This window comes from Leucobacter sp. NPDC058333, from assembly GCF_042726155.1.
Taxonomy (GTDB): domain Bacteria; phylum Actinomycetota; class Actinomycetes; order Actinomycetales; family Microbacteriaceae; genus Leucobacter.
Genome location: NZ_JBHXHV010000001.1, coordinates 1,595,092 through 1,612,607, shown reverse-complemented (window position 1 = coordinate 1,612,607; position 17,516 = coordinate 1,595,092). Strand labels below are relative to the sequence as shown.

Sequence of the window (17,516 nt, the reverse complement as noted above, 5' to 3'; positions counted from 1 at the left end):
ACACGTGAATTCAGGCGCGCCCAAAATTCGATATTCCGCACAGCGAATCGGCACAAACGACTGGCTCCACTTCGACCTTCCACTCGAGATTGACGGCGCTGAATACACGCTCTCTGGTTACGAAGTGGTCGATGCGACAATCTCGCCGGAGCGGTTCGAGGAACTCGCGGAAGACGGTTACCCGGTCCTTTGGAAGTGGGGAACATGGATTCACATGGAGCTCCCTGGTGGTCGGGACTGGACCGGGATTGTCGAAGATGTGTGGGGGGAAGGCTCGAAGCTTCGTATCAAGATCCGTGAATGGCTTGGATACCTCGATGGCCTGACTTTTACATCGACACTATGGGGGATCAACTCGGATCCGGCCGGTCTTGTCACCTCACTGTTCAAACATGTGGGCTCATTCCCACACGGCTTGAAGGGTGTCGAAGTTGTTGGGTCAACGCCTACCCGCGTGGGTACGCAGTCCGACAACATCGCAGCGGACCGGAAGACTCAAATGGAGTCGAGAAAGTCGGCCTGGGAAGCATACTCGAAGCCTCGCAAAGAGCTCGAAAACAAGGTCAAAAAGATTTCGCGACCCTACGACCGCAAGATCACACTTCTCAATCGCGAGAGACGGGTGCTTTCCGACAGTTGGGCGGACGCGGTCGCCAAGAAACTCGGCAGCAGTATCGTCAACGCACGAAAAGCGCTCGTCACCGCGAAGGACGAACAGATCAAGGTGCAGCGTGACCAAAAAGAGAGTCTTGTCGGCGTCATGAAAGCACGCATCGAGGATCTCTCGTTTCAAGAGACTCCGCTCAAAGAGGCATTTGACGCTGCGAAGTCCGACTACGACGCAGCCAAGAAACAAGCCCAGGAGGACGGCGGGGCGTGGAAGGTCCTCGCCGAAGACACCCCGGATTGCTGGAAAGTTCTTCAGGACCTTGCCGCTGCCGGGCCATTCGATTTCACGACGGAAACCGAATATTCCGATGGCGCCCCAATTCTTAGACTGCACCTTCACTACCCGGCGCTCAGTCATTCACGTGAGGACTTGGTCTTTGAGCTCGGTCAAAACATTAGCGAAATGCCGCAAGTCGAGGTACCCGTGGACTACGCCTCAGAAGTGATTGTGCTGGGCGCCGGCGAGGGATCAGGCGACGACACGAAAACTCTTCGTGAATCGATCGCCGTGGAAGATCCGCGCTTACGACGCAATGAAGTCTTCTCCGACCCCTCTATTACAAAGCGCGCTACTCTGCGCGCCGTCGGCCGCAACGAACTACGCCGCCTGCGAGCTCCTGTCTTGATTCCCGAGATCACTGTCCGCGGCACCGACAACGTGCAGATCGGGGCCTGGTCTCTCGGCGACATCATCACCGTTCGCCTTCGCAACGTCCCACATTTCGGACGCGTAGTGGTGAAGCACCGCATTCGGTCTTGGAAACGCGTTGGCACGAACAAAGCGATCATCAGATTGGAGCCCCTCGATGGTTGATCGGGAAATCGCGCTCCTCGCGCGCGAAGTCGCAAAGCTCAAGCGAAGCGTCGCCGGGCTCGCCCAGACCCGGCAGGTCTCACGAACAATCGTCAACGATGTTGAACTCGGCGAAACGCTGATCGAAGCCCAAGAGGTCGCGTTCATCGTGGATGAGCACGCGGACGACCTTGACCTTCTCGACAATAGCAGCGGCATCTACGAGGCCGACATGGCGCAAGACGCCGCGGATGCTGCATTCAAAGCGACAGTCATGGCGACGGAGAACGTCCTTGCAGTGCAGGAGGCGCACGAGGCATCTGATAAGGCAGCGCAGGATGCATTGAAAGCGCAGTACACAGCGGATGGGCGGAACCGGATCTTCGCGCAGGCACTGAACCCGGTCGCACTGCCCGAGATTCCGTTCGTGAATGGTGATCTCTGGTACCGAACCGAGCTCATTGACGGCGTCACGAAGTTCGCTGAAGTGTTCATGTGGAACGGCACCGAGTGGAAGCCGTACCAGCTCGTCGCAAGCTCCATCCTGGTCCCCGGAACAGTGGGGAACCTACTTCTTGAGGACGGCGGTATCAGCGGCACGAAGCTCGCTTTCGATGCGATCTACGGCAAGACGATCCTGGGCGCGCTCATCAGCGGCTCTGTTCTGAAACTCTCGGGTCTCACGAACCCGACCTTCGTTGTCGATGACAACGGGTCGTCGCTCACAAACTGGTACGTCAACAACATGGCGTTCTCCACGATCACGCTTGACACGGCGGTCAAGGAGACCGGCACCAGCTCGATCAGGATCGACCGCGGGACTGCCACGAATCCTGCGAACGGTATCGCTGCCCGGCGAGCTTGGGGAGCCATTGCCTCTGACGTGAAGTCAGTGAAGGTAAAGGCGCGTATCCGGGTCCCCACTGCCACAAACGTGTACGTGGGGCTGTCACTCATGGCGGGTGGCAGCCCCCTCATCGAGCAGTCGGCCCCGATCCCCGTGGAAGCGAACACCTGGACAACGATCGAGTACGCCTCGACCTCTGTGCCCACCGGGACGTCACAGTTCCAAGTCGTTCGACTCTTCACCGAGAATCCAGCCCCCGCATCGATGTGGATCGATTGGATCACATCAGAGGGCGGCGCCACCGATTTTCGTGAGGTACGCATCGACCGGAACGCGTTCGGCAACCCCGGATTGTTCGGCTTTGCGGGACCGGACGGTACAACAAGCCGGTTTGCCCTCACGCCAGGGCCGACATCCAACACTGATGTCGACTCCTTTGGGCGCCTCACGCTGTCAGGACGGTACGGGGAAGTCACGATTGATGACCATTCGATCTCGCTCGGTGGCGGTGTGACGATCTCGCGAGGCACCAGCATTACCTCCTTCACTGCCGGATCGAACACACGGCAAATCGATATCAACGCCACTCAACCCACCGGCGGAAAGATCCGGCTCACCTCGCCCAGCATCGAGCTGAACGGGCCTGTCACTTTCCTAGGCGACACGGAATGGGCGGCGGTCACTGTGCCGAACACGACCACAGCGTCCGTGTTCGAGTGGAAGATGCAAGCCAGAAAGGTGTATTGCCGATTCGACATCACCTACCTGGCATCTGTCGCAGCCGGCGCGTATGCCGACGAGCAGCGAATCCTGATCCCCGAAGGGTACCGGCCCGCGATATCAACGGTGTTGGATGTCGCGATGAGTGGGCAAGTCGAAGCATCGGGAACGATGAACAACGTTGGCGGGTTCCGCCTACGCAACCTCCAATCGAGTGCCGGGACACGCTTCTACGGCTCTGGCTCTTGGGATATCTGATCGGAGAAACATGTCCTACTGGACTCAAGCGAAGCTCGCTTCTGACCATTCGCTCACGCTTCGGGTACACGCATGCGCTCTGAACGAGGGCATCCCTGATCCCTCATTTTGGGCGCAGCAGCAAGCCTGGAATCTATCGGCGCAGCCCGGATGGGATGACGCGTACGAATATGCACTCACGACCGATAACCCGGACCCGGGCGCTGATGAAACGGTCATCACGGACGGAATGATCCTCGCCGCTGTGCAGGCGCTTCGCACTAAGGAATCACCGCCCGCCCCTCCCGAACCCTCCCCGAGCCCCGCCGAGTAGCGGGGCTTTTTCATTCCCGCGAAAGGGGAACCTATGGCACTCATCAATCCTGTTGCCGGGGGCAAGCTCACCGACGCCTTCGGGATGCGCGGCGCGATCGCGGGCGTCGTCTCGGCGGGCGACCACACCGGCCGCGACATCGCCGCGCCCGCAGGCACCCCGATCAAGGCAGCACAGTCGGGCGTCGTCATCCGCAAGTGGTGGGACACGTTCGCATCCACTGGTGCGGGCGCCGGCGGCAACATGGTCGCGATCCGCGGCGACGACGGTACCGAAACCCGGTACGCGCACATGCTCGCAGAGTCCCCGCTGCGCGTCGGAGAACGCGTCACTGCGGGCATCACCGACATCGGCCAGGTCGGGTCGACGGGGGCCGCCACCGGCCCGCACCTCCATTTTGAGGTGCTCGTCGGCGGCCGCTACGTCAACCCCGACACCTACCTCGCCACCACATCACCCAATGCACCGACCTCCGAAGGAGAAGAAGACATGCGCGGAATCATCTACCGAGCCGAGAAGTACAACGCCCCGAACGGCATCTACGCAGGACCGACCGGCGGATTCGTCGTGCTCGCCAACAAGGACGAGCGCGAGAACCTCACGAAGATCGGCACGCCGGAAGTTTGGCTCACGGCCAAGACCCTCGACGAGCTGATCAAGGACGCTCGGAAGAAGTAGCCCGTGTCCCCCATCGCCTACGTGCTCATCGCGGCGGCGTTCTCACTCGTGATCCTCAGCATCGTGTTGTGTATCGGCGCGGGACTCGAGCAGCCCAATGGGTGGGTGCTGCGGCTGTGGCGGGCGTCGATCTGGCACCCGGACGCGATTCCAGAGGGCGAGGGCAAGGTCGCCGCGGACGTGAAGCGGACACTGTTGCCCTTTTACGATCTCGTATTGATTGGGGCCGCACTCCTCGCGATACGAGGAGGCATGCCAACGTTCGTGATCGTCTACAACGACGCCGTCTCAGGCTCCGCGGCATGGTCCCTACTCGGGGCCGCGTCGCTTTGTCTGATCGGGGTCGCCTTCCCCAGGCTGTGGCGGCTCGAGGCAGCAGCAAAGATCACCCTAACGACGATCCTTCTCGTTTACGGCGTCATGCTGCTCGGCAGCAGTGTGACCGAACCTGCGCGCGGGTTCGTCGGCGGGTTGACTATCGCGGTGTGCCTGCTGCCTGTCTCCCGCATCCTGTGGCTTGGTGACGAGTATCGGAAACGAAAGGCGACCTAGTGGACACACTCGCAGTGCTCGGACTCATCATCGGACCCGGCGGCATCATCGCGCTCGTGATCGCGTTCTTCCGAGACCGTCGCACTGCCCGTTCAACCGAAGCGTCAAACCAGAACACTGCGATCGGTGAACGATGGGATGACGTCGTTGGCCTGTCAGAAAAAATGCAGGCATTCATCGCTGCCGAAGTCGAGAAGCAAGTCGCCCCGTTCAAGAAAGAACTCGCCGAGGTGAAGGCCGAGTCACACGACATGAATACCGCGTTCCGGTCGTACGCCGTTCAGAGCTGGATGTGGGACAACCGCGGCCGCCTCGGCGACATGCCCATGCTGCCACTGCCCATCCTCCACCGACTCGGCATCGGTCACCTCGCCACAGACGAAGACCTCGAAGACACCATCCGCATCCCCAAGGAGACCCCATGATTGCATTCGACATCCCCGCAACACTACTGATCGGCGTGCTCGTCGCAACCGTTCTCCCGCTACTCGTGGGGCTCGTCACCACGAAGATCACGAAACCCGGCACACGCGCCGTGCTGCTCGCGGTGCTCGCCGCCGCGACCGGCCTACTCACCGAGCTCGGCTCGGCACTCACGCAGGGCGTGACCTACAACATCGGCATCGGCCTACTTACGGCCCTGGCCGCGTTCCTCACCGCAGTCGGCATGCACTACGGCCTGTACAAACCCACCGGCACCGCCGACGCGCTACAGAAGGTTGGCAACCACGCCGCCTAAGCCGCGCTCGCACGAGCACACGCCCCCTCCTAGCCTCCGGGCCGGGAGGGGGCGTTTTCGTCGTTCGTTGACTAGCTGAGCCTTCGCGAGGCGAGCTCTAGTATTGATCTGTGCAGTCAACCATGAAGCCCGCTGTTCGGTTGGACTCTCTGGACTATCTACGCGGGCTCGCTGCCCTCGGAATCATGCTCTACCACGTGGCGTCTTGGACGTTTGGGGACCAGCCGGCAGACACTTTCTCTGGGCGGATCGGGACCTACGGTGTCTCGATCTTCTACGTTCTGAGTGGGCTCACGTTGCAGCACGTCTACTTCAGTCAGATGACCGACATGCGGTCAGTGCGTCAGTTCTTCGTACGCCGCGTTTTCCGCATCTTCCCGTTGCTCTGGCTCGTCACGATCATCGCCATTGTCCTGTCCCGCACCGCGCCCGACCCGTTCGATCTCTTCCTCAATCTCACTGGTCTGTTCGGGTTCGTGTCGTGGGACACGTACTTCTCCGCAGGCGTGTGGTCGATCGGGAATGAGCTCGTTTTCTACGCGCTCTTCCCGATCATCGTTCTCGCCGCAAGGTCACGTGCTGGACTTTGGGTTGTGGGGGCGGTACTTGGCGGCCTGTACCTCTACTTCGCGTTCATCGGCATCGACCCCTCCGAGTCGATGACCGACGAGTGGAGTACGTACATCAACCCCCTCAACCAGGCTTTCCTCTTCTACTGCGGATTCCTAATCGGGCATCTCCTACACTCTGTGCGACTCTCCAAGGTCGTCGTCCACGGATCCCTGTGGGGAGGGATTGCGCTCTTTATTCTGTGGCCAACGAGCGCCGAGCGCATCGACCTCGTTACGGGCTGGAACCGACTCGTCTTCACTGTCTTGTGTGTGCTGATATGTGCTGCGATCTACAAGATTCAACCTTCGTTGCCGCGACCGGTCCATGTACCGCTGGTGACGCTCGGGCATGCTAGCTATTCCGTCTACCTGCTGCATCCGATCGTGTACAACGTGCTCAACAAGTCGGAACTGCTCGGGAATCGTTCAACAGCCCTAGCGACGATCGTTCTAACTCTCGTTGTCGCATATGCCAGCTATCGTTGGTTCGAGATGCCCATCAATCGGCTAGCGCGCAAGCTTCCGTCGCGGGAAAAGAATCAAATCACGGCTTAGTCCTCAGCGCTCAGGCCAACAGCGACCTGTATAGGATCAGTCCTGTGACGAACATCTTCATTAGCTGGTCCGGGGAAGCCTCGCATGCGATCGCTAAAGCGCTGCACACCTGGCTGCCCACTGTCCTTGCAGGGACGGTCAACTGCTTCGTTTCGAGTCAGGATATTCGGCGAGGCGATCGCGGTCTTGATGTGATCGCGAGCGAGCTCGACTCTCGGGACTATGGCATTGTCATCCTCACGCGCGAGAACCTGAAATCCGAGTGGATACATTTCGAAGCGGGTGCCCTTGGGAAGTCACTTGGCGATGGCAAGGTCGCTCCGTTGCTCGTCGACGTAACTCGCGCGGATGTCGTGGGCCCTCTCAATCAGTTCCAAAGCACCCTGTTGACCGATAAGGACGACATGCTCAAGTTTGTTGACGAACTTGCCGAGCTGTCGGCCGTAAAGGCAGAGAGCGCGAAGCTTCTGTTTGAGTCTCAGTGGGATGTTCTCAAGAAGGTGGTCGAGAAGAACGTGGGGTCTCAGGAACCCGCCACCACACGTTCTACTGAGTCGATGCTGGAAGAGATTCTTGGAATAGTGCGGGACCAGGCTAGAAGCGCCCTTGACCCACTGATTGTCCGTAACGCTCTCGAGGAACTCGGTTTCAGCGACGCTCCAGTTGGCAGCCTCCGCGCGAAGGTCGAGAAAAGGAATCGCCAGGAGGGCCATCCAAATAGAAATGCTTCATCGAGCATCGCCCCCCGATGGGAAGCTGCTATCGCACGCGCGCGGCGTACGGAAATCTTGGGTGAAGAGCCTTCATAAAACGAGTATTAGGCAATGGCCTCACAGAGCTCTTCCCAATGCGTCGTGGCACGACGCGACAGCATCTCCCGCTTCATCGTCCACGCCGGCGCACCTTTGAGGCCACCGCGGCCGACGCCGATCGCCCTGGCACCGAGCTTCGCGGTAATCTCGTCGAGCGTTTCTCCGATGCGGCGCCCTTCGTATTCGGGCTCGAACAATGCGAGTGGCGTGACGGTCGCTTTCTTGCGGAGGCCAGTAAGGACGATTCCGGCGCGGACGTACTGTGAGCTTGGTCGCACTTTCGGGAGGAGCGTGAACGCGGCTTTGGCGATGCCGATGGGGTCGTCTGTTTCGGTCGGCATGCCGACGGCGGTGTGAGCGCTGTGGAAGTCCCCCTCGCGGAACCTGCTGGTCGACGCCCACGCTGAGACGACACCGGTGACGAGATCGTGCTCGCGCAGCCGACTGCTTGCGCGTTGCGCATAGATCGAGAGCACCTGCTGCATTTCCTCCGCCGTTGATACTGGCCGCGAGAAGGATCGGGAAAAGATGAGCTGTTCCTTGTTCGGCGGTTGCTCTTCGAGGGGCATGCATGGAATGCCGCGAAGTTCGTAGAGAGTTCGCTCGATCACGACGGAGAACTTCTTACGGATCCACTTTGGCTCCGCGTCACGGAGGTCCTTCGCGGTGAAAATACTCATGGCCGCGAGTCGCTTCCCAGTGCGGCCAGCGATACCCCAAAGGTCAGTCGTTGCGGTGCCGACCATAATGCGTTCGAGATGGTCAGCCGGATAGGCGCCGAGATGACAGACGCCACCGAGCGAGAGATCCGCCTTGGCACCCCGAGAGGCTAGCTTGGCTTGCGTCTTTGACCGGCCGATTCCGACGCGGACGGGAACGCCGGTGCAGCGAAGTACTTCGTCGCGGATCTCGTGCCCGATCGCGGTGAGTTCATCGACGGTGCCATCCAGACCGATGAACGATTCGTCGATCGAGTACACCTCCTGCCATGCGGAGTAGCGGCCGATGATTTCCATCACTCGTGCCGACATTGATCCGTAGAGCTCGTAGTTGCTCGAGCGCGCAACCACACCGGCGGCCGCCGCCCAGTCTTTGATCTTGAACCACGGCGCGCCCATCTCGACTTGCAGCGCTTTCGCTTCACGTGACATTGCTACTACGCAGCCGTCATTGTTCGAGAGCACTACAACTGGACGACCGTAAAGCGAAGGATTGAACACGCGCTCGCAGCTCGCGTAGAACGACTCGCAGTCGACGAGCGCGATCATGCGTTCAGGCGCGGAGGACACGGTGCAGGCTCCTCGTGACGACGCCCCATATGTGCAGTTCGGAGAGTTCAGCGACGACGATGTCAGGGTGGTGCCGGTTCTCTGCTGAGAGGACGACGCCGTCGGCGCCGACCCGGAGTCGCTTCACCGTCATGTCTCCGTCAACTACTGCGACCACGACGTGGCCATCCTTGGGGCGGATCGATCGGTCGACGATGAGTTCGTCGCCGTCGAAGATGCCGGCGCGGGTCATGCTGTGGCCGCGGGCGCGGATCAGGAAGGTGGCGACCCTGTTCGGCATGAGGTGCTCGTTGAGATCGATCTCGTTAGTCTGGTAATCCTGCGCCGGCGACGGGAAGCCGCACGCAGCCTCCACGCTCGCTAACGGGATGAGCGCGGAGGGCGCGTCAGGGAGCAGGAAGCGAACCTCGGTTACGTGCATCCCCCAACCCCCATTCATCGAACATTTGTTCGAATGGAGATGCTACGCCCGAGGTCCGACATTTGCGAATTAAAGCCTGTCGCCACGCACTGTCGACCCCTATCCTGAGCTCATGAATGACGACACTTGCACCACTGCCGTGCTTCTCGAGCCAGTTGAAAACGAGCTTGGCAAGGTTCAAGGAAGGACGGCCACGGCATGACCGGGATCACCGAGGCGGAGATCGAGCGGCTGAGCCTCATCCGCTACCAACTCCGAAGTGCGGGCGAGATGCTCAAACAGCCACCTCCCATCAACACCCTTTCGATTAACTCTATGCAGGATGCGATCGAGTCATCCCTCGGTGCCGTAGCAGAGCATATTGGTGCGGATGTGAAGGCCAGGAGCGACTTCGACAAGCTATTCGATGCCGTGGCGACCAGACTGGGGTCGCCTGCCGAGCTGGTCGGTCTACGTACCGCTGCTATCGCCCTTAACAACGCGCGTGTCGGTTTCAAGCACCATGGGAACCAGGTCCGCGACGAGACACTCCGGCGTCATAACGATGTGGCTGTGACTCTCGTCCACCAGCTTGTCACATCAGGGTTCAGAATTGCGCTCGATGACGTCTCGCTACTGGTCTTCGTGAGACACGAAGGGGTTCGAACCTATATCGAGAAAGCGGAGTCACTTGCACACGAGAACCGCATTATCGATGCGCTGAGCTACCTCAGATCGGCGTTTCAGCTCGCGGTCGACGACTATGCCGCCAGGAAGAGCATTGACGGCTGGCGCACGATCTTCGATGTCAGCCCGAGCAGTCCGACGCGCGTTGGAATCGACGAGTGGGGGTGGGAGAAACCCCTCAAACAGGTGCGCGACTGGGTGGCCTCTCTCGATCAGAAGGTCATGCTCTCCGCTATGGGCATCGATTTGAGCAGATATGCGTACTTTGATGCGGTCGCCCCTACCCACATAAGATTAATGGGGTACGGCACGGGACCGCACGTTCAAGTGCGATTCAAGAACCCAACGGATGACCATTACAGGGCCAGCTACATGTTTGTCGTCGACTCCGCCGTTCGACTTGCCGCTTCCGATTTCAACCTCGCGCTCACCCGCAACGCAATTCACCCTGTGGAGACATACGACCCTGAGTTCGTTAGCGAGAGCTACCTTCAAAAGCAGGAGGAATATGCTCGACGCAGAGCGCACTGGACAGCCCAGAAGCATGGAAATGAGGACACCCAAGTCGAGTAAACCTAGCCTGATCAGAGTCTCGGTCCGCTTGCACTTCGGGTGGCCCTCACTCTTCAGCCCTCACCTACCATGCGTAAGAGCAGGGTGGGTACCTCGTCGAATGTGAGCTCGAGCCAGGTTGTGCGCGACTGCTCAGTCAGCATCGCAGCCCTCCTCGTCGCATTCCCCGTGTGGGATCTCGTCATCGCGCATCGTGCGCTCGTTGAATGACACGTCGTCGCCCGCGTCGTAGCAGGAATGCCGGTGTCCCACGTCCTCGGTGCAGTGCGCCCCGTACGGGCCGGGAGCGCCGCACCAGTGCGTTTGGATGTCGCTCATCGCCCCTCACCTCGCAGAACCGGCTTCACGGCGAACTCGACTAGGCGACGCGCTGTGGCATTGACCCTCCCGTTCGACAACGCCCTGGAGATCCAAGAGTCGGTCCCGAGTTCGTCGGCGATTGCGTTGGCGAGCTTCGCTTCGTCTACCTCGAACGGGGCGGCGAGCGCATCGGCGAGACGAGCGATTAGCCGGTACTCGTAGTACTCCGGGTCAGCCAGGTATTTCCCCACGGCTTGCGCCTCGGCGATCAGCTTCTCTCGGTCGCCTGTTACCGTTGCCGCGCACGGGAGCTCTCCGTCAAGGATGTCCATCGCGCTCAACCCAGCACCACAGTTCCTGCAGATGCCCATATGGTCGCGCGCGTGCTCACCTACTCGGCCTGTTACCGTTGCCGCATGATCCTCGCCCTCGGCCCGACGCGCGAGAGCGGCTTCAAGCGCGTCCACCACGTCCGCAAGAATCTTCTCCGCTCCGCGCCACATGACGCCACCCTTGTACTGGAAGCAAGCGTTGTAGTGATCTGGGTTGATCCGAGCGACAGCCTCGCGCGCCTCCTCGATAAGTTCTTCTGGCGTCTCGCCAGGGTGATAGAAGGTCATCGAGCACCTTCCACACCGGAGCCCTGACGCTCCTCGGCATCGTGGCGCTCGTCCGCTGGATCGGCGGACGTCGGCGCTGAGAGAGCGAGGATCGGGGCGATGCGCTCGACCTCAGCGCGACGCTCGCGGTAGTGCTCGTCACTCACGCCATGATCCGCGACGTCGGTATCCGAGTCGATGAGCGCCCATGTCGCGGCTTCGATCTGTTCCTCGGTCGCGCCACCCTGCACGGGTGTCGGTCGGGCGATAGATGCGGCGGCTTCAAGTGCTTGCTTGATCCTGACCTCGTGCTTCTCAAGATCAGATAGATCGAGGTAGTTCCGCGGGAACGAGTTGTACGCCACAGCCGCAGCCGACACCTGCTCCCTGCTGAAACCTCCCACGTACGCGGTCGCGCCACCCTGCACGGGTGTCTTCTGGTTCGTCATGGTGGTGTTCTCCTTTGGGGGTGTGAGGTCTTCCCGGGTCGCCCCGAACCGGGCAAGAGCATCGAAATCAGTCGCGGTCAGCGGCGGGTAGGTGGTCATGCGAGCACCGCCTGTATCTCGTTGCCGATCCAGTGCGCGACGTTCACCGCGACCGCGTTGCCTGCGCCCTTCGTGGTCTCCGACTTGTTCGCCGCCGACGTGTCATAGCCGTCAGCGAACCGTTGCGCGCGCAGGTGCTCGGTGGGGCCGAGCATGCGGAACCGCACGTCGTCGAGGTCGAACGGCAGATCGCCCTCGTAGCGCGCCGTCGGTCGTTTCCGTTCCGGCACGACGAGCGACACGTTCGGCGACGTCACCATCGCCGGCAGCGGCTCGTCGGTGCTCTTGTTCATGTGCTCGATGCGGGCGTAGTCGAGGCCGCCGTGGTGCTTCGAGATGAATGCGCCGGGCGGCACGGTGAGCCCGTGGTGGCCACCTCCCGCCGTCACCGTCGAGAGCGCCTCGGACTCGATGCTCCGCACAGTGCTCGTGCCGTAGAGTTCGGCGAAGAACGGCGGCACGACGAGGCCGTGATGTGCTCCGCCGGCGACGACCGTGCCGATCGGTGACCGTTCTGGCGAGAGGTTCCGACGTTCATCGCCTGCCGTTACGCCGTACTGCTGCGTCACGATCGGAGGGAAGACGAGGCCGTCACCGATCTTCGTGGAGCGCGTCGGGAGCGGGCTCGCCCCGAACTCGCGCGCGCGGGCGTCGCCGTCGTGGTTCACCGCGATCATGTGAGGCGGCACCGCAATGCCGTCTCCGCTACCGCCCGCCTGGCGCGCGTTCAGTGGGGCGAGCGAGTCCCATGCACGGTAATAGGCGTCGTTCTCGCCAGCGCGCGGGTGGCGCGCGTTCGCGGCATCCCACGTCTGTCCGGCGCCGGCGACGACTGCGGGGCGCGCGAACATGCGCAGCCCGACCTCTATGCGGCGCATGGTGGCCGCGGCGAGCTTCCGCATCCCGAGCGACGCGCGATCGCCGATACGGATGCCGAGGTCGGTCCAGTCGATCACTGCAGCGGCCGGGAGCACGAATGGTTCGACGACCTGCAGCGCGTGCGCGCCAGCATCGCAGACGTAGACGTACTGGGTGCTGTACTTCCCGACACGGGGTGCGCCCTCAGCGCCGGGCTTTTTCCAATGCTGCCGTGTCGAGACGACGCGATCGCACTGGGGGCAGTGAGCGGGCGGTGAGGGCTCGAGGCGAGGCATCGGGACGCTGTCGCGCACAAGAGCGATGTAGATGCGGTCGCGCCACTGGCCCGCGGCGGGGTTCGTCGCGCCGTATACATGGGCGGCATTGACGTTCACGATCTTCCATCGGTAGCCGAGCGCCTCCCACATCTTCAGCCATGGTTCGAACAGCGGCCACGACGCGACCTCGACGACGTTCTCGATCACGATTACGTCGAACCCGCGCGCTTCCGCAGCACGGATCGGGTCATACATTGTCGCCCGCGAGCGCACACCGGCGTCGGCCGGCAGCGGGTCGTCACCGAAGAGGGTTGCCTCGGTGGCGCGGATGCGCTTGCGGCCGCCGGCGGGCGAGTGCCAGGTGCACTCGGGTGAGGCCCAGAGCATCGGAGCGTTCGGCAGGCGGCGCATGTCGTAGCCCGAGAGGTCGCCCTGCACGTGGTCGGCGTCACGGTGGTTCGCCGAATGCACAGCTATCGCGGTGTCCCAGTGGTTGTATGCCGACACGAGCTCGAACCCGGCCTCGACGAGGCCCGAGCTCGCGCCACCGAAGCCGGCGAAGAAGTCGAGAAATTGGATCGCCAAAGCGACCTCCAATGGTCGGTAGAGTTCGAGGCATGAACCTTGTTGCCCTGGCCACGAACGCGGTTAACTGGTCAATAGAAGAGGTGGCGGCGGCAGCGGCGGTCGCTTCCGCCGTTGCCGCCGTCATTGCGCTCTTGAGCGGAATGAACGCCAATCGGATCGCCAACGCGGCAGCAAAGCGCGATGAAGATCGGATACTTCGAGAGAAGCTCAAGGTGGCGCAGGATGAGCGACGGTCAGTCGCTGCAGCGATGCTCGATTTCCTCGAAGCTTTCGTCGTCTGGGCGGAGACGGCGCCGGGCACCGGTAGTGCTTCAGAGCTTCCAGCGAAGCAAGAATTCAGGCGTCTCAAGGTCATTGCTTACAGGGAGATCGCGCTCTATACCGGTGAGGATATGACTCCCGTGCGGGCCCGTTTCAATGAAGAGCTCGGGCGCATTTCGAACCTTGCTCGGCAATCCGCAGACCGACTTTCCGAGATAGACAAGATCGCAAATTCATTGCGTGTCTGGATCAGCGACTGGAACGCGGGTCCGCAAGCTAGTGAAGCAGTGGGAAAGTGACGGGCGTGACAGTACTTTGCGGCCCCGAATCGCCTACCGCGGGCTGGCATTGATCATCAGCCGAGATGGCATCCCTGTCTCGATCATGGTCGCGACTTGCTCACCAGTCTCCTCGAACACAGTGCGGCCCGACGGAAGGATGGTGTGCGCGTAGAACTCCTGCTCAAACGTCGCGATACCGGATTCGATCGCCTCAAGCTTCGCTTTCACGACGAGCGCGAGCGCGCGCCACTTCTGCCGGGACGCTTGCTCATAGGCGGCATCGCGCGCCGACGCGGTGCGCTCGCCCCGTGAGTGGTGTGTGAACTCGCGCGCGGCGGGGTCCGGGAGCGGGATCGTGAACCGCACCTGGCGGTCGTTCGCTTGGAACGCGATGCGTGCGGCACCAGGCTCCGTCATGTAGGCGAAGTGCGTCGCGCCGTACCGGCTGAGGGTCTTCTCGATCTCGCCCCGGGAGCGGTCACTCGTGACGTCAGTCTTCGATGCATAGGTGCTCATCGTGAGCCCTCCTTGATTCCGATTGCATGTCGCTGTTCAGTGCGCCAGAGACCTCGTGCTGTTTTCGACTGCAGCTTCTTAAGTGCGACCCAGCGCTTCCGATCGCGCTTACGGACCGGCTTGCGTCCGAAGACCGCAGAGAGAAGCAACGCGTCGAACTGCAACCCGGAAAGGGTGACCGACCACGTCTTCATCGCTTCGCCCACTTTGATGGCCGCGTCTGTGACGGATTCGAACTTCTCGTGGGCCTCATTGACCCACTTCATGTCAGATTGAAAACCGAGCGGCGTGAAACCCGCGACTTCGAGGTCTTTGTCGGTCGGCAGTTCTGTCCCCGATGGGGCGATGAAGATGCTGCCTGTGGGGAAGTTGTGAGATTCGTTATCTGGCCCCAAGTCGGGCACCTCCTTGCGAAATGACGAGGGGCCCGACTCATGCCGGGCCCCTCGAACGCGAAAGCCCCGCGCGCGGCGAGGCTTGGTGGGTTATTTCTCGGCGACGAGATCCGTCAGATCCGGGGGCGTCCAGCCGTCCGGCTTGAGGATCTTGCCGTCCTCACGGCGTTGGACTTTGCCGTCGGCGCCGACCTTGGCCATGTTCGTTGCGTGGATGCGGTCGAAGGCTTCGTCGACGTCGTATCCGGCGGCCGCGGCGAGCCCGTAGGTGAGGTAGAGGATGTCTCCGAGCGCGTCGAGCACTTCGGGGGCGTCGGCATCGATCACCGCGTCGATGAGTTCCTTCACTTCCTCCTTGATGAGCTTGTGCCCGAGGCGGAGAACCGCCTGGTTGGGGAGCTTCGGTACGTCGGAGACGACGTCGCCGCACGCGACTCGGAACTCACGCACTTGCTCCTGGTGGTAGCGGCGGACCTGCCTCACAGCGTCGTTCGCTTCGGTGGTTGTGACGTAGTCACTCTGGGATTGCATTCAGTGCCTCCTGGCATGTCTTGCAGATCGAATACTGGGTGAAGTCGCGCGTCGGCACGTCCTTCTTGCCGCACAGCGCGGTCACCTCGGCGCCGTCGAAGTATGCGGCTTCAATGTCGGCTTTGCGGAAGTAGTGCGACATGCGCTCGTGGTCGCCGCCGTCGGTCGTCTTGACCCTGGTGTCAGGCTTCTCGAGTACGTCGGCGCTCATCAGAACGGCTGCTCGTCATCAAAACCACCTTGGCTGCCGCTGCCGTAGTAGGAGTCCATCTGGCTCCCACCTTGCGCGCCGCCACCAGCACCCTCCGGCGGGGTCTGCGCCCATTCGTTCATCCCGCCGGCGCTCTGTCCGCCGAACCCACCTTGCGATGGGGCACCGAACCCTCCTGCCTGGCCTCGGTCGCTGTTGCGTGCCACTTGAGCCGTGGCGAACCGCAACGAGGGCCCGATCTCCTCGACCTCGAGGTCGAGTGAAGTGCGCTGCTGCCCCTGGTTGTCGGTGTAGCTGCGTTGGGTGAGGCGGCCCTGCACCATGACGCGGGAGCCCTTCATGAGCGATGCGGCGATGTTGTCGGCGTACTCGCCGTAGGCGCGGCAACCGAGCCACAATGGTTCGCCATCCGACCAATCCCCGGACTGGCGGTCGCGGATTCGCGGAGTGCTCGCGATACGGAACGTCACCCACGACTTGCCAGCTTGGCTGACACGGGGTTCGGGATCGGCGACAAGGTTGCCGACTACTGTGATGAGCGGTTCACCAGCCATCAGTTTGCCTCCTCAATGGTCGTTCCCTCTGGAACATCGATGATGATTGCGGGGTCGCCTTCGCGGTCGGGCCTCTCACCAAATCTGATCAGCCAACTGGGATATGTCTCCGCGTTCTCGACCCATAGGGTCCAGTCGAGTGCGGCGCCCGCCCGTGAAAACTCAGCGTTCAAGAACAGCGCACCGCCGTCAGGAGCGATGAGCTTCCCGCGCCACGGCCCGCTCGCGTCAAACTCCTTACGGATCGCGCCTTCAAGTTCTACGAGGTCATCCGAGGCGCCGTAGAAAACCAACTCAGACATTTACTTCTCCTCCAACTTGTTGAATCGCTCAGCGATTTCCTTGATTCGATCCGGTTGGAACCCGGCCCACATGTCGTCGAGGGAATCTCCGGCGGTGACGACCGGCGCCGCGAGGAACCCAAGTTCCTTGATCGCTGCGAGGTTGCCAGGCTCCGTGGCATCCTCTTCGATGAACGGGATGCCGTGAGCTCCGAGCAGTGTTTTGGTCATGGTGCACTGCGCGCACTGCGGCTTCGTGTAGACGCGTACGGTCCTCAAACGTTGTGTCCTCTCTGGTGCTTGACGCGATTTACGACCCGATCGATCGAGGCTTGTTCCGCGGACGAGAACACGGTTTCTACTTGCCTCTGACGAGGGTGCTTTCGGCTACCGAAGATGGCAATGAGGAAGAACGCGAGCGCTCCTCCGAAGAAGACCGCGAGGAAGGTCGCGGCGCCGAAGTCTGCGACGTGGGTGATCTGCAGGGTGAGCATCACGATCAGCGCGATGATCACGACGATGGCAAGCAAGAAGGCCACGATCGCGGGTGCTCTCGTGGCCTTCAGCTCGTCCTTAGACGGGTATGGGGGTGATGGGCGGTTGGTCATGATTTCTCCTTCTGGTGGGAATCGAAAATTGCACGAATGGTGCCGGCGACCTCGGAGACATCGGCGCCGATCTCGAGAACGGCGACATCAGAGGTGCCAACCTTCGTGACCTTGAGCGGGATGGGAACGTAGCCGATTGTGACGGGCTCACATTCGCCGAGCTGGAAGAGGATCTTGCCCTGAATTTGGCCAACAGTCTGGCCGCGCATGT

The 17,516-nt window shown here is 61.5% G+C and carries 26 protein-coding genes; 11 read left to right on the top strand and 15 right to left on the bottom strand.

All coding sequences use genetic code 11. The annotated features are described in order from the left end of the window. The first annotated feature begins 4 nt into the window (after nt 1-4). From ACFWHR_RS07635 to ACFWHR_RS07595, 9 genes are all read left to right on the top strand, one after another. The gene (locus ACFWHR_RS07635; RefSeq protein WP_382447668.1) at nt 5-1,483 is read left to right on the top strand and encodes a hypothetical protein; all 1,479 of its coding nucleotides are present in this window, start codon (nt 5-7) and stop codon (nt 1,481-1,483) included. Then, nucleotides 1,476-3,287 (top strand): hypothetical protein, encoded by a 1,812-nt coding sequence (locus tag ACFWHR_RS07630; protein ID WP_382447667.1) that lies wholly within the window; start codon nt 1,476-1,478, stop codon nt 3,285-3,287. The genes ACFWHR_RS07635 and ACFWHR_RS07630 overlap by 8 nt, the downstream gene beginning before the upstream one ends. A gap of 10 nt (nt 3,288-3,297) precedes the next feature. Continuing rightward, nucleotides 3,298-3,600 (top strand): hypothetical protein, encoded by a 303-nt coding sequence (locus tag ACFWHR_RS07625; RefSeq protein WP_382447666.1) that lies wholly within the window; start codon nt 3,298-3,300, stop codon nt 3,598-3,600. A 33-nt stretch (nt 3,601-3,633) separates the two neighbouring features. Beyond that, nucleotides 3,634-4,278 (top strand): M23 family metallopeptidase, encoded by a 645-nt coding sequence (locus ACFWHR_RS07620; RefSeq protein ID WP_382447665.1) that lies wholly within the window; start codon nt 3,634-3,636, stop codon nt 4,276-4,278. Between the two features lie 3 nt (nt 4,279-4,281). Further along, the gene (locus tag ACFWHR_RS07615) at nt 4,282-4,830 is read left to right on the top strand and encodes a hypothetical protein (RefSeq protein ID WP_382447664.1); all 549 of its coding nucleotides are present in this window, start codon (nt 4,282-4,284) and stop codon (nt 4,828-4,830) included. Beyond that, nucleotides 4,830-5,255: a hypothetical protein gene (locus ACFWHR_RS07610; protein WP_382447663.1), complete on the top strand. Its 426-nt coding sequence runs from the start codon at nt 4,830-4,832 to the stop codon at nt 5,253-5,255. The genes ACFWHR_RS07615 and ACFWHR_RS07610 overlap by 1 nt, the downstream gene beginning before the upstream one ends. After that, complete coding sequence (locus tag ACFWHR_RS07605) at nt 5,252-5,569, top strand: hypothetical protein (protein WP_382447662.1); 318 nt, start codon at nt 5,252-5,254, stop codon at nt 5,567-5,569. Before ACFWHR_RS07610 ends, ACFWHR_RS07605 begins: the two co-directional genes overlap by 4 nt. Before the next feature lie 110 nt (nt 5,570-5,679). Beyond that, on the top strand, nt 5,680-6,735 hold the full coding sequence (locus ACFWHR_RS07600) for an acyltransferase family protein (protein ID WP_382447661.1): 1,056 nt from the start codon (nt 5,680-5,682) through the stop codon (nt 6,733-6,735). Nucleotides 6,736-6,779: 44 nt separating this feature from the next. Beyond that, complete coding sequence (locus tag ACFWHR_RS07595) at nt 6,780-7,544, top strand: toll/interleukin-1 receptor domain-containing protein (RefSeq protein ID WP_382447660.1); 765 nt, start codon at nt 6,780-6,782, stop codon at nt 7,542-7,544. An 8-nt stretch (nt 7,545-7,552) separates the two neighbouring features. Here the strand turns inward: ACFWHR_RS07595 and ACFWHR_RS07590 are convergent, their stop codons facing one another. Both ACFWHR_RS07590 and ACFWHR_RS07585 read right to left on the bottom strand, forming a co-directional pair. Continuing rightward, nucleotides 7,553-8,836: a Y-family DNA polymerase gene (locus ACFWHR_RS07590; RefSeq protein WP_382447659.1), complete on the bottom strand. Its 1,284-nt coding sequence runs from the start codon at nt 8,834-8,836 to the stop codon at nt 7,553-7,555. Continuing rightward, nucleotides 8,820-9,257 (bottom strand): LexA family protein, encoded by a 438-nt coding sequence (locus ACFWHR_RS07585; RefSeq protein WP_382447658.1) that lies wholly within the window; start codon nt 9,255-9,257, stop codon nt 8,820-8,822. Before ACFWHR_RS07585 ends, ACFWHR_RS07590 begins: the two co-directional genes overlap by 17 nt. Nucleotides 9,258-9,455: 198 nt before the next feature. On the opposite strand from ACFWHR_RS07585, the gene ACFWHR_RS07580 reads away from it, so the two are divergent. Further along, complete coding sequence (locus ACFWHR_RS07580) at nt 9,456-10,496, top strand: hypothetical protein (RefSeq protein ID WP_382447657.1); 1,041 nt, start codon at nt 9,456-9,458, stop codon at nt 10,494-10,496. A 132-nt stretch (nt 10,497-10,628) separates the two neighbouring features. Here ACFWHR_RS07580 and ACFWHR_RS07575 read toward each other — a convergent pair whose 3' ends face one another. The 4 genes from ACFWHR_RS07575 to ACFWHR_RS07560 all read right to left on the bottom strand — a co-directional run bounded on the left by ACFWHR_RS07575 (nt 10,629) and on the right by ACFWHR_RS07560 (nt 13,664). Beyond that, on the bottom strand, nt 10,629-10,814 hold the full coding sequence (locus tag ACFWHR_RS07575) for a hypothetical protein (protein ID WP_382447656.1): 186 nt from the start codon (nt 10,812-10,814) through the stop codon (nt 10,629-10,631). Next, complete coding sequence (locus ACFWHR_RS07570) at nt 10,811-11,416, bottom strand: hypothetical protein (RefSeq protein ID WP_382447655.1); 606 nt, start codon at nt 11,414-11,416, stop codon at nt 10,811-10,813. Before ACFWHR_RS07570 ends, ACFWHR_RS07575 begins: the two co-directional genes overlap by 4 nt. Beyond that, the gene (locus ACFWHR_RS07565; protein WP_382447654.1) at nt 11,413-11,844 is read right to left on the bottom strand and encodes a hypothetical protein; all 432 of its coding nucleotides are present in this window, start codon (nt 11,842-11,844) and stop codon (nt 11,413-11,415) included. The genes ACFWHR_RS07570 and ACFWHR_RS07565 overlap by 4 nt, the downstream gene beginning before the upstream one ends. A 95-nt stretch (nt 11,845-11,939) precedes the next feature. Continuing rightward, on the bottom strand, nt 11,940-13,664 hold the full coding sequence (locus ACFWHR_RS07560; protein ID WP_382447653.1) for a DNA cytosine methyltransferase: 1,725 nt from the start codon (nt 13,662-13,664) through the stop codon (nt 11,940-11,942). A gap of 32 nt (nt 13,665-13,696) precedes the next feature. Here ACFWHR_RS07560 and ACFWHR_RS07555 point away from each other — a divergent pair, with 32 nt between their 5' ends. Continuing rightward, entirely contained in the window at nt 13,697-14,227 is a 531-nt protein-coding gene (locus ACFWHR_RS07555; RefSeq protein ID WP_382447652.1) for a hypothetical protein, read from the top strand. A gap of 33 nt (nt 14,228-14,260) precedes the next feature. Here ACFWHR_RS07555 and ACFWHR_RS07550 read toward each other — a convergent pair whose 3' ends face one another. The 9 genes from ACFWHR_RS07550 to ACFWHR_RS07510 all read right to left on the bottom strand — a co-directional run bounded on the left by ACFWHR_RS07550 (nt 14,261) and on the right by ACFWHR_RS07510 (nt 17,514). Further along, complete coding sequence (locus ACFWHR_RS07550; protein ID WP_382447651.1) at nt 14,261-14,725, bottom strand: hypothetical protein; 465 nt, start codon at nt 14,723-14,725, stop codon at nt 14,261-14,263. Beyond that, nucleotides 14,722-15,120, bottom strand: coding sequence for a hypothetical protein (locus tag ACFWHR_RS07545; protein ID WP_382447650.1), 399 nt, complete (start codon nt 15,118-15,120; stop codon nt 14,722-14,724). The genes ACFWHR_RS07550 and ACFWHR_RS07545 overlap by 4 nt, the downstream gene beginning before the upstream one ends. A gap of 90 nt (nt 15,121-15,210) precedes the next feature. Then, nucleotides 15,211-15,651 carry a MazG-like family protein gene (locus ACFWHR_RS07540; RefSeq protein ID WP_382447649.1) on the bottom strand — a complete coding sequence of 147 codons (441 nt, stop codon included), beginning with the start codon at nt 15,649-15,651 and terminating at the stop codon, nt 15,211-15,213. Beyond that, a complete protein-coding gene (locus tag ACFWHR_RS07535) occupies nt 15,635-15,862 on the bottom strand; it encodes a DUF3039 domain-containing protein (RefSeq protein ID WP_382447648.1) in 228 nt (75 codons plus the stop codon). Before ACFWHR_RS07535 ends, ACFWHR_RS07540 begins: the two co-directional genes overlap by 17 nt. After that, complete coding sequence (gene ssb / locus ACFWHR_RS07530; RefSeq protein ID WP_382447647.1) at nt 15,862-16,416, bottom strand: single-stranded DNA-binding protein; 555 nt, start codon at nt 16,414-16,416, stop codon at nt 15,862-15,864. Before ssb ends, ACFWHR_RS07535 begins: the two co-directional genes overlap by 1 nt. Continuing rightward, a complete protein-coding gene (locus ACFWHR_RS07525) occupies nt 16,416-16,718 on the bottom strand; it encodes a hypothetical protein (RefSeq protein WP_382447646.1) in 303 nt (100 codons plus the stop codon). Before ACFWHR_RS07525 ends, ssb begins: the two co-directional genes overlap by 1 nt. Further along, nucleotides 16,719-16,976 carry a glutaredoxin domain-containing protein gene (locus tag ACFWHR_RS07520; RefSeq protein ID WP_382447645.1) on the bottom strand — a complete coding sequence of 86 codons (258 nt, stop codon included), beginning with the start codon at nt 16,974-16,976 and terminating at the stop codon, nt 16,719-16,721. It lies immediately after the preceding gene. Then, nucleotides 16,973-17,305 carry a hypothetical protein gene (locus ACFWHR_RS07515; protein WP_382447644.1) on the bottom strand — a complete coding sequence of 111 codons (333 nt, stop codon included), beginning with the start codon at nt 17,303-17,305 and terminating at the stop codon, nt 16,973-16,975. The genes ACFWHR_RS07520 and ACFWHR_RS07515 overlap by 4 nt, the downstream gene beginning before the upstream one ends. Continuing rightward, nucleotides 17,302-17,514: a hypothetical protein gene (locus ACFWHR_RS07510; protein WP_382447643.1), complete on the bottom strand. Its 213-nt coding sequence runs from the start codon at nt 17,512-17,514 to the stop codon at nt 17,302-17,304. The genes ACFWHR_RS07515 and ACFWHR_RS07510 overlap by 4 nt, the downstream gene beginning before the upstream one ends. Nucleotides 17,515-17,516 lie beyond the last annotated feature (2 nt).

Excerpts from the sequence above, each read along its gene's own strand:
- ACFWHR_RS07565 (WP_382447654.1), bottom strand. The coding sequence starts at position 11,844 with ATGACGAACCAGAAGACACCCGTGCAGGGTGGCGCGACCGCGTACGTG.
- ACFWHR_RS07580 (WP_382447657.1), top strand. The coding sequence starts at position 9,456 with ATGACCGGGATCACCGAGGCGGAGATCGAGCGGCTGAGCCTCATCCGC.
- ACFWHR_RS07570 (WP_382447655.1), bottom strand. The coding sequence starts at position 11,416 with ATGACCTTCTATCACCCTGGCGAGACGCCAGAAGAACTTATCGAGGAG.
- ACFWHR_RS07620 (WP_382447665.1), top strand. The coding sequence starts at position 3,634 with ATGGCACTCATCAATCCTGTTGCCGGGGGCAAGCTCACCGACGCCTTC.
- ACFWHR_RS07630 (WP_382447667.1), top strand. The coding sequence starts at position 1,476 with ATGGTTGATCGGGAAATCGCGCTCCTCGCGCGCGAAGTCGCAAAGCTC.
- ACFWHR_RS07525 (WP_382447646.1), bottom strand. The coding sequence starts at position 16,718 with ATGTCTGAGTTGGTTTTCTACGGCGCCTCGGATGACCTCGTAGAACTT.
- ACFWHR_RS07550 (WP_382447651.1), bottom strand. The coding sequence starts at position 14,725 with ATGAGCACCTATGCATCGAAGACTGACGTCACGAGTGACCGCTCCCGG.
- ACFWHR_RS07535 (WP_382447648.1), bottom strand. The coding sequence starts at position 15,862 with ATGAGCGCCGACGTACTCGAGAAGCCTGACACCAGGGTCAAGACGACC.
- ssb (WP_382447647.1), bottom strand. The coding sequence starts at position 16,416 with ATGGCTGGTGAACCGCTCATCACAGTAGTCGGCAACCTTGTCGCCGAT.
- ACFWHR_RS07605 (WP_382447662.1), top strand. The coding sequence starts at position 5,252 with ATGATTGCATTCGACATCCCCGCAACACTACTGATCGGCGTGCTCGTC.
- ACFWHR_RS07515 (WP_382447644.1), bottom strand. The coding sequence starts at position 17,305 with ATGACCAACCGCCCATCACCCCCATACCCGTCTAAGGACGAGCTGAAG.
- ACFWHR_RS07585 (WP_382447658.1), bottom strand. The coding sequence starts at position 9,257 with ATGCACGTAACCGAGGTTCGCTTCCTGCTCCCTGACGCGCCCTCCGCG.
- ACFWHR_RS07555 (WP_382447652.1), top strand. The coding sequence starts at position 13,697 with ATGAACCTTGTTGCCCTGGCCACGAACGCGGTTAACTGGTCAATAGAA.
- ACFWHR_RS07625 (WP_382447666.1), top strand. The coding sequence starts at position 3,298 with ATGTCCTACTGGACTCAAGCGAAGCTCGCTTCTGACCATTCGCTCACG.
- ACFWHR_RS07540 (WP_382447649.1), bottom strand. The coding sequence starts at position 15,651 with ATGCAATCCCAGAGTGACTACGTCACAACCACCGAAGCGAACGACGCT.
- ACFWHR_RS07510 (WP_382447643.1), bottom strand. The coding sequence starts at position 17,514 with ATGCGCGGCCAGACTGTTGGCCAAATTCAGGGCAAGATCCTCTTCCAG.
- ACFWHR_RS07575 (WP_382447656.1), bottom strand. The coding sequence starts at position 10,814 with ATGAGCGACATCCAAACGCACTGGTGCGGCGCTCCCGGCCCGTACGGG.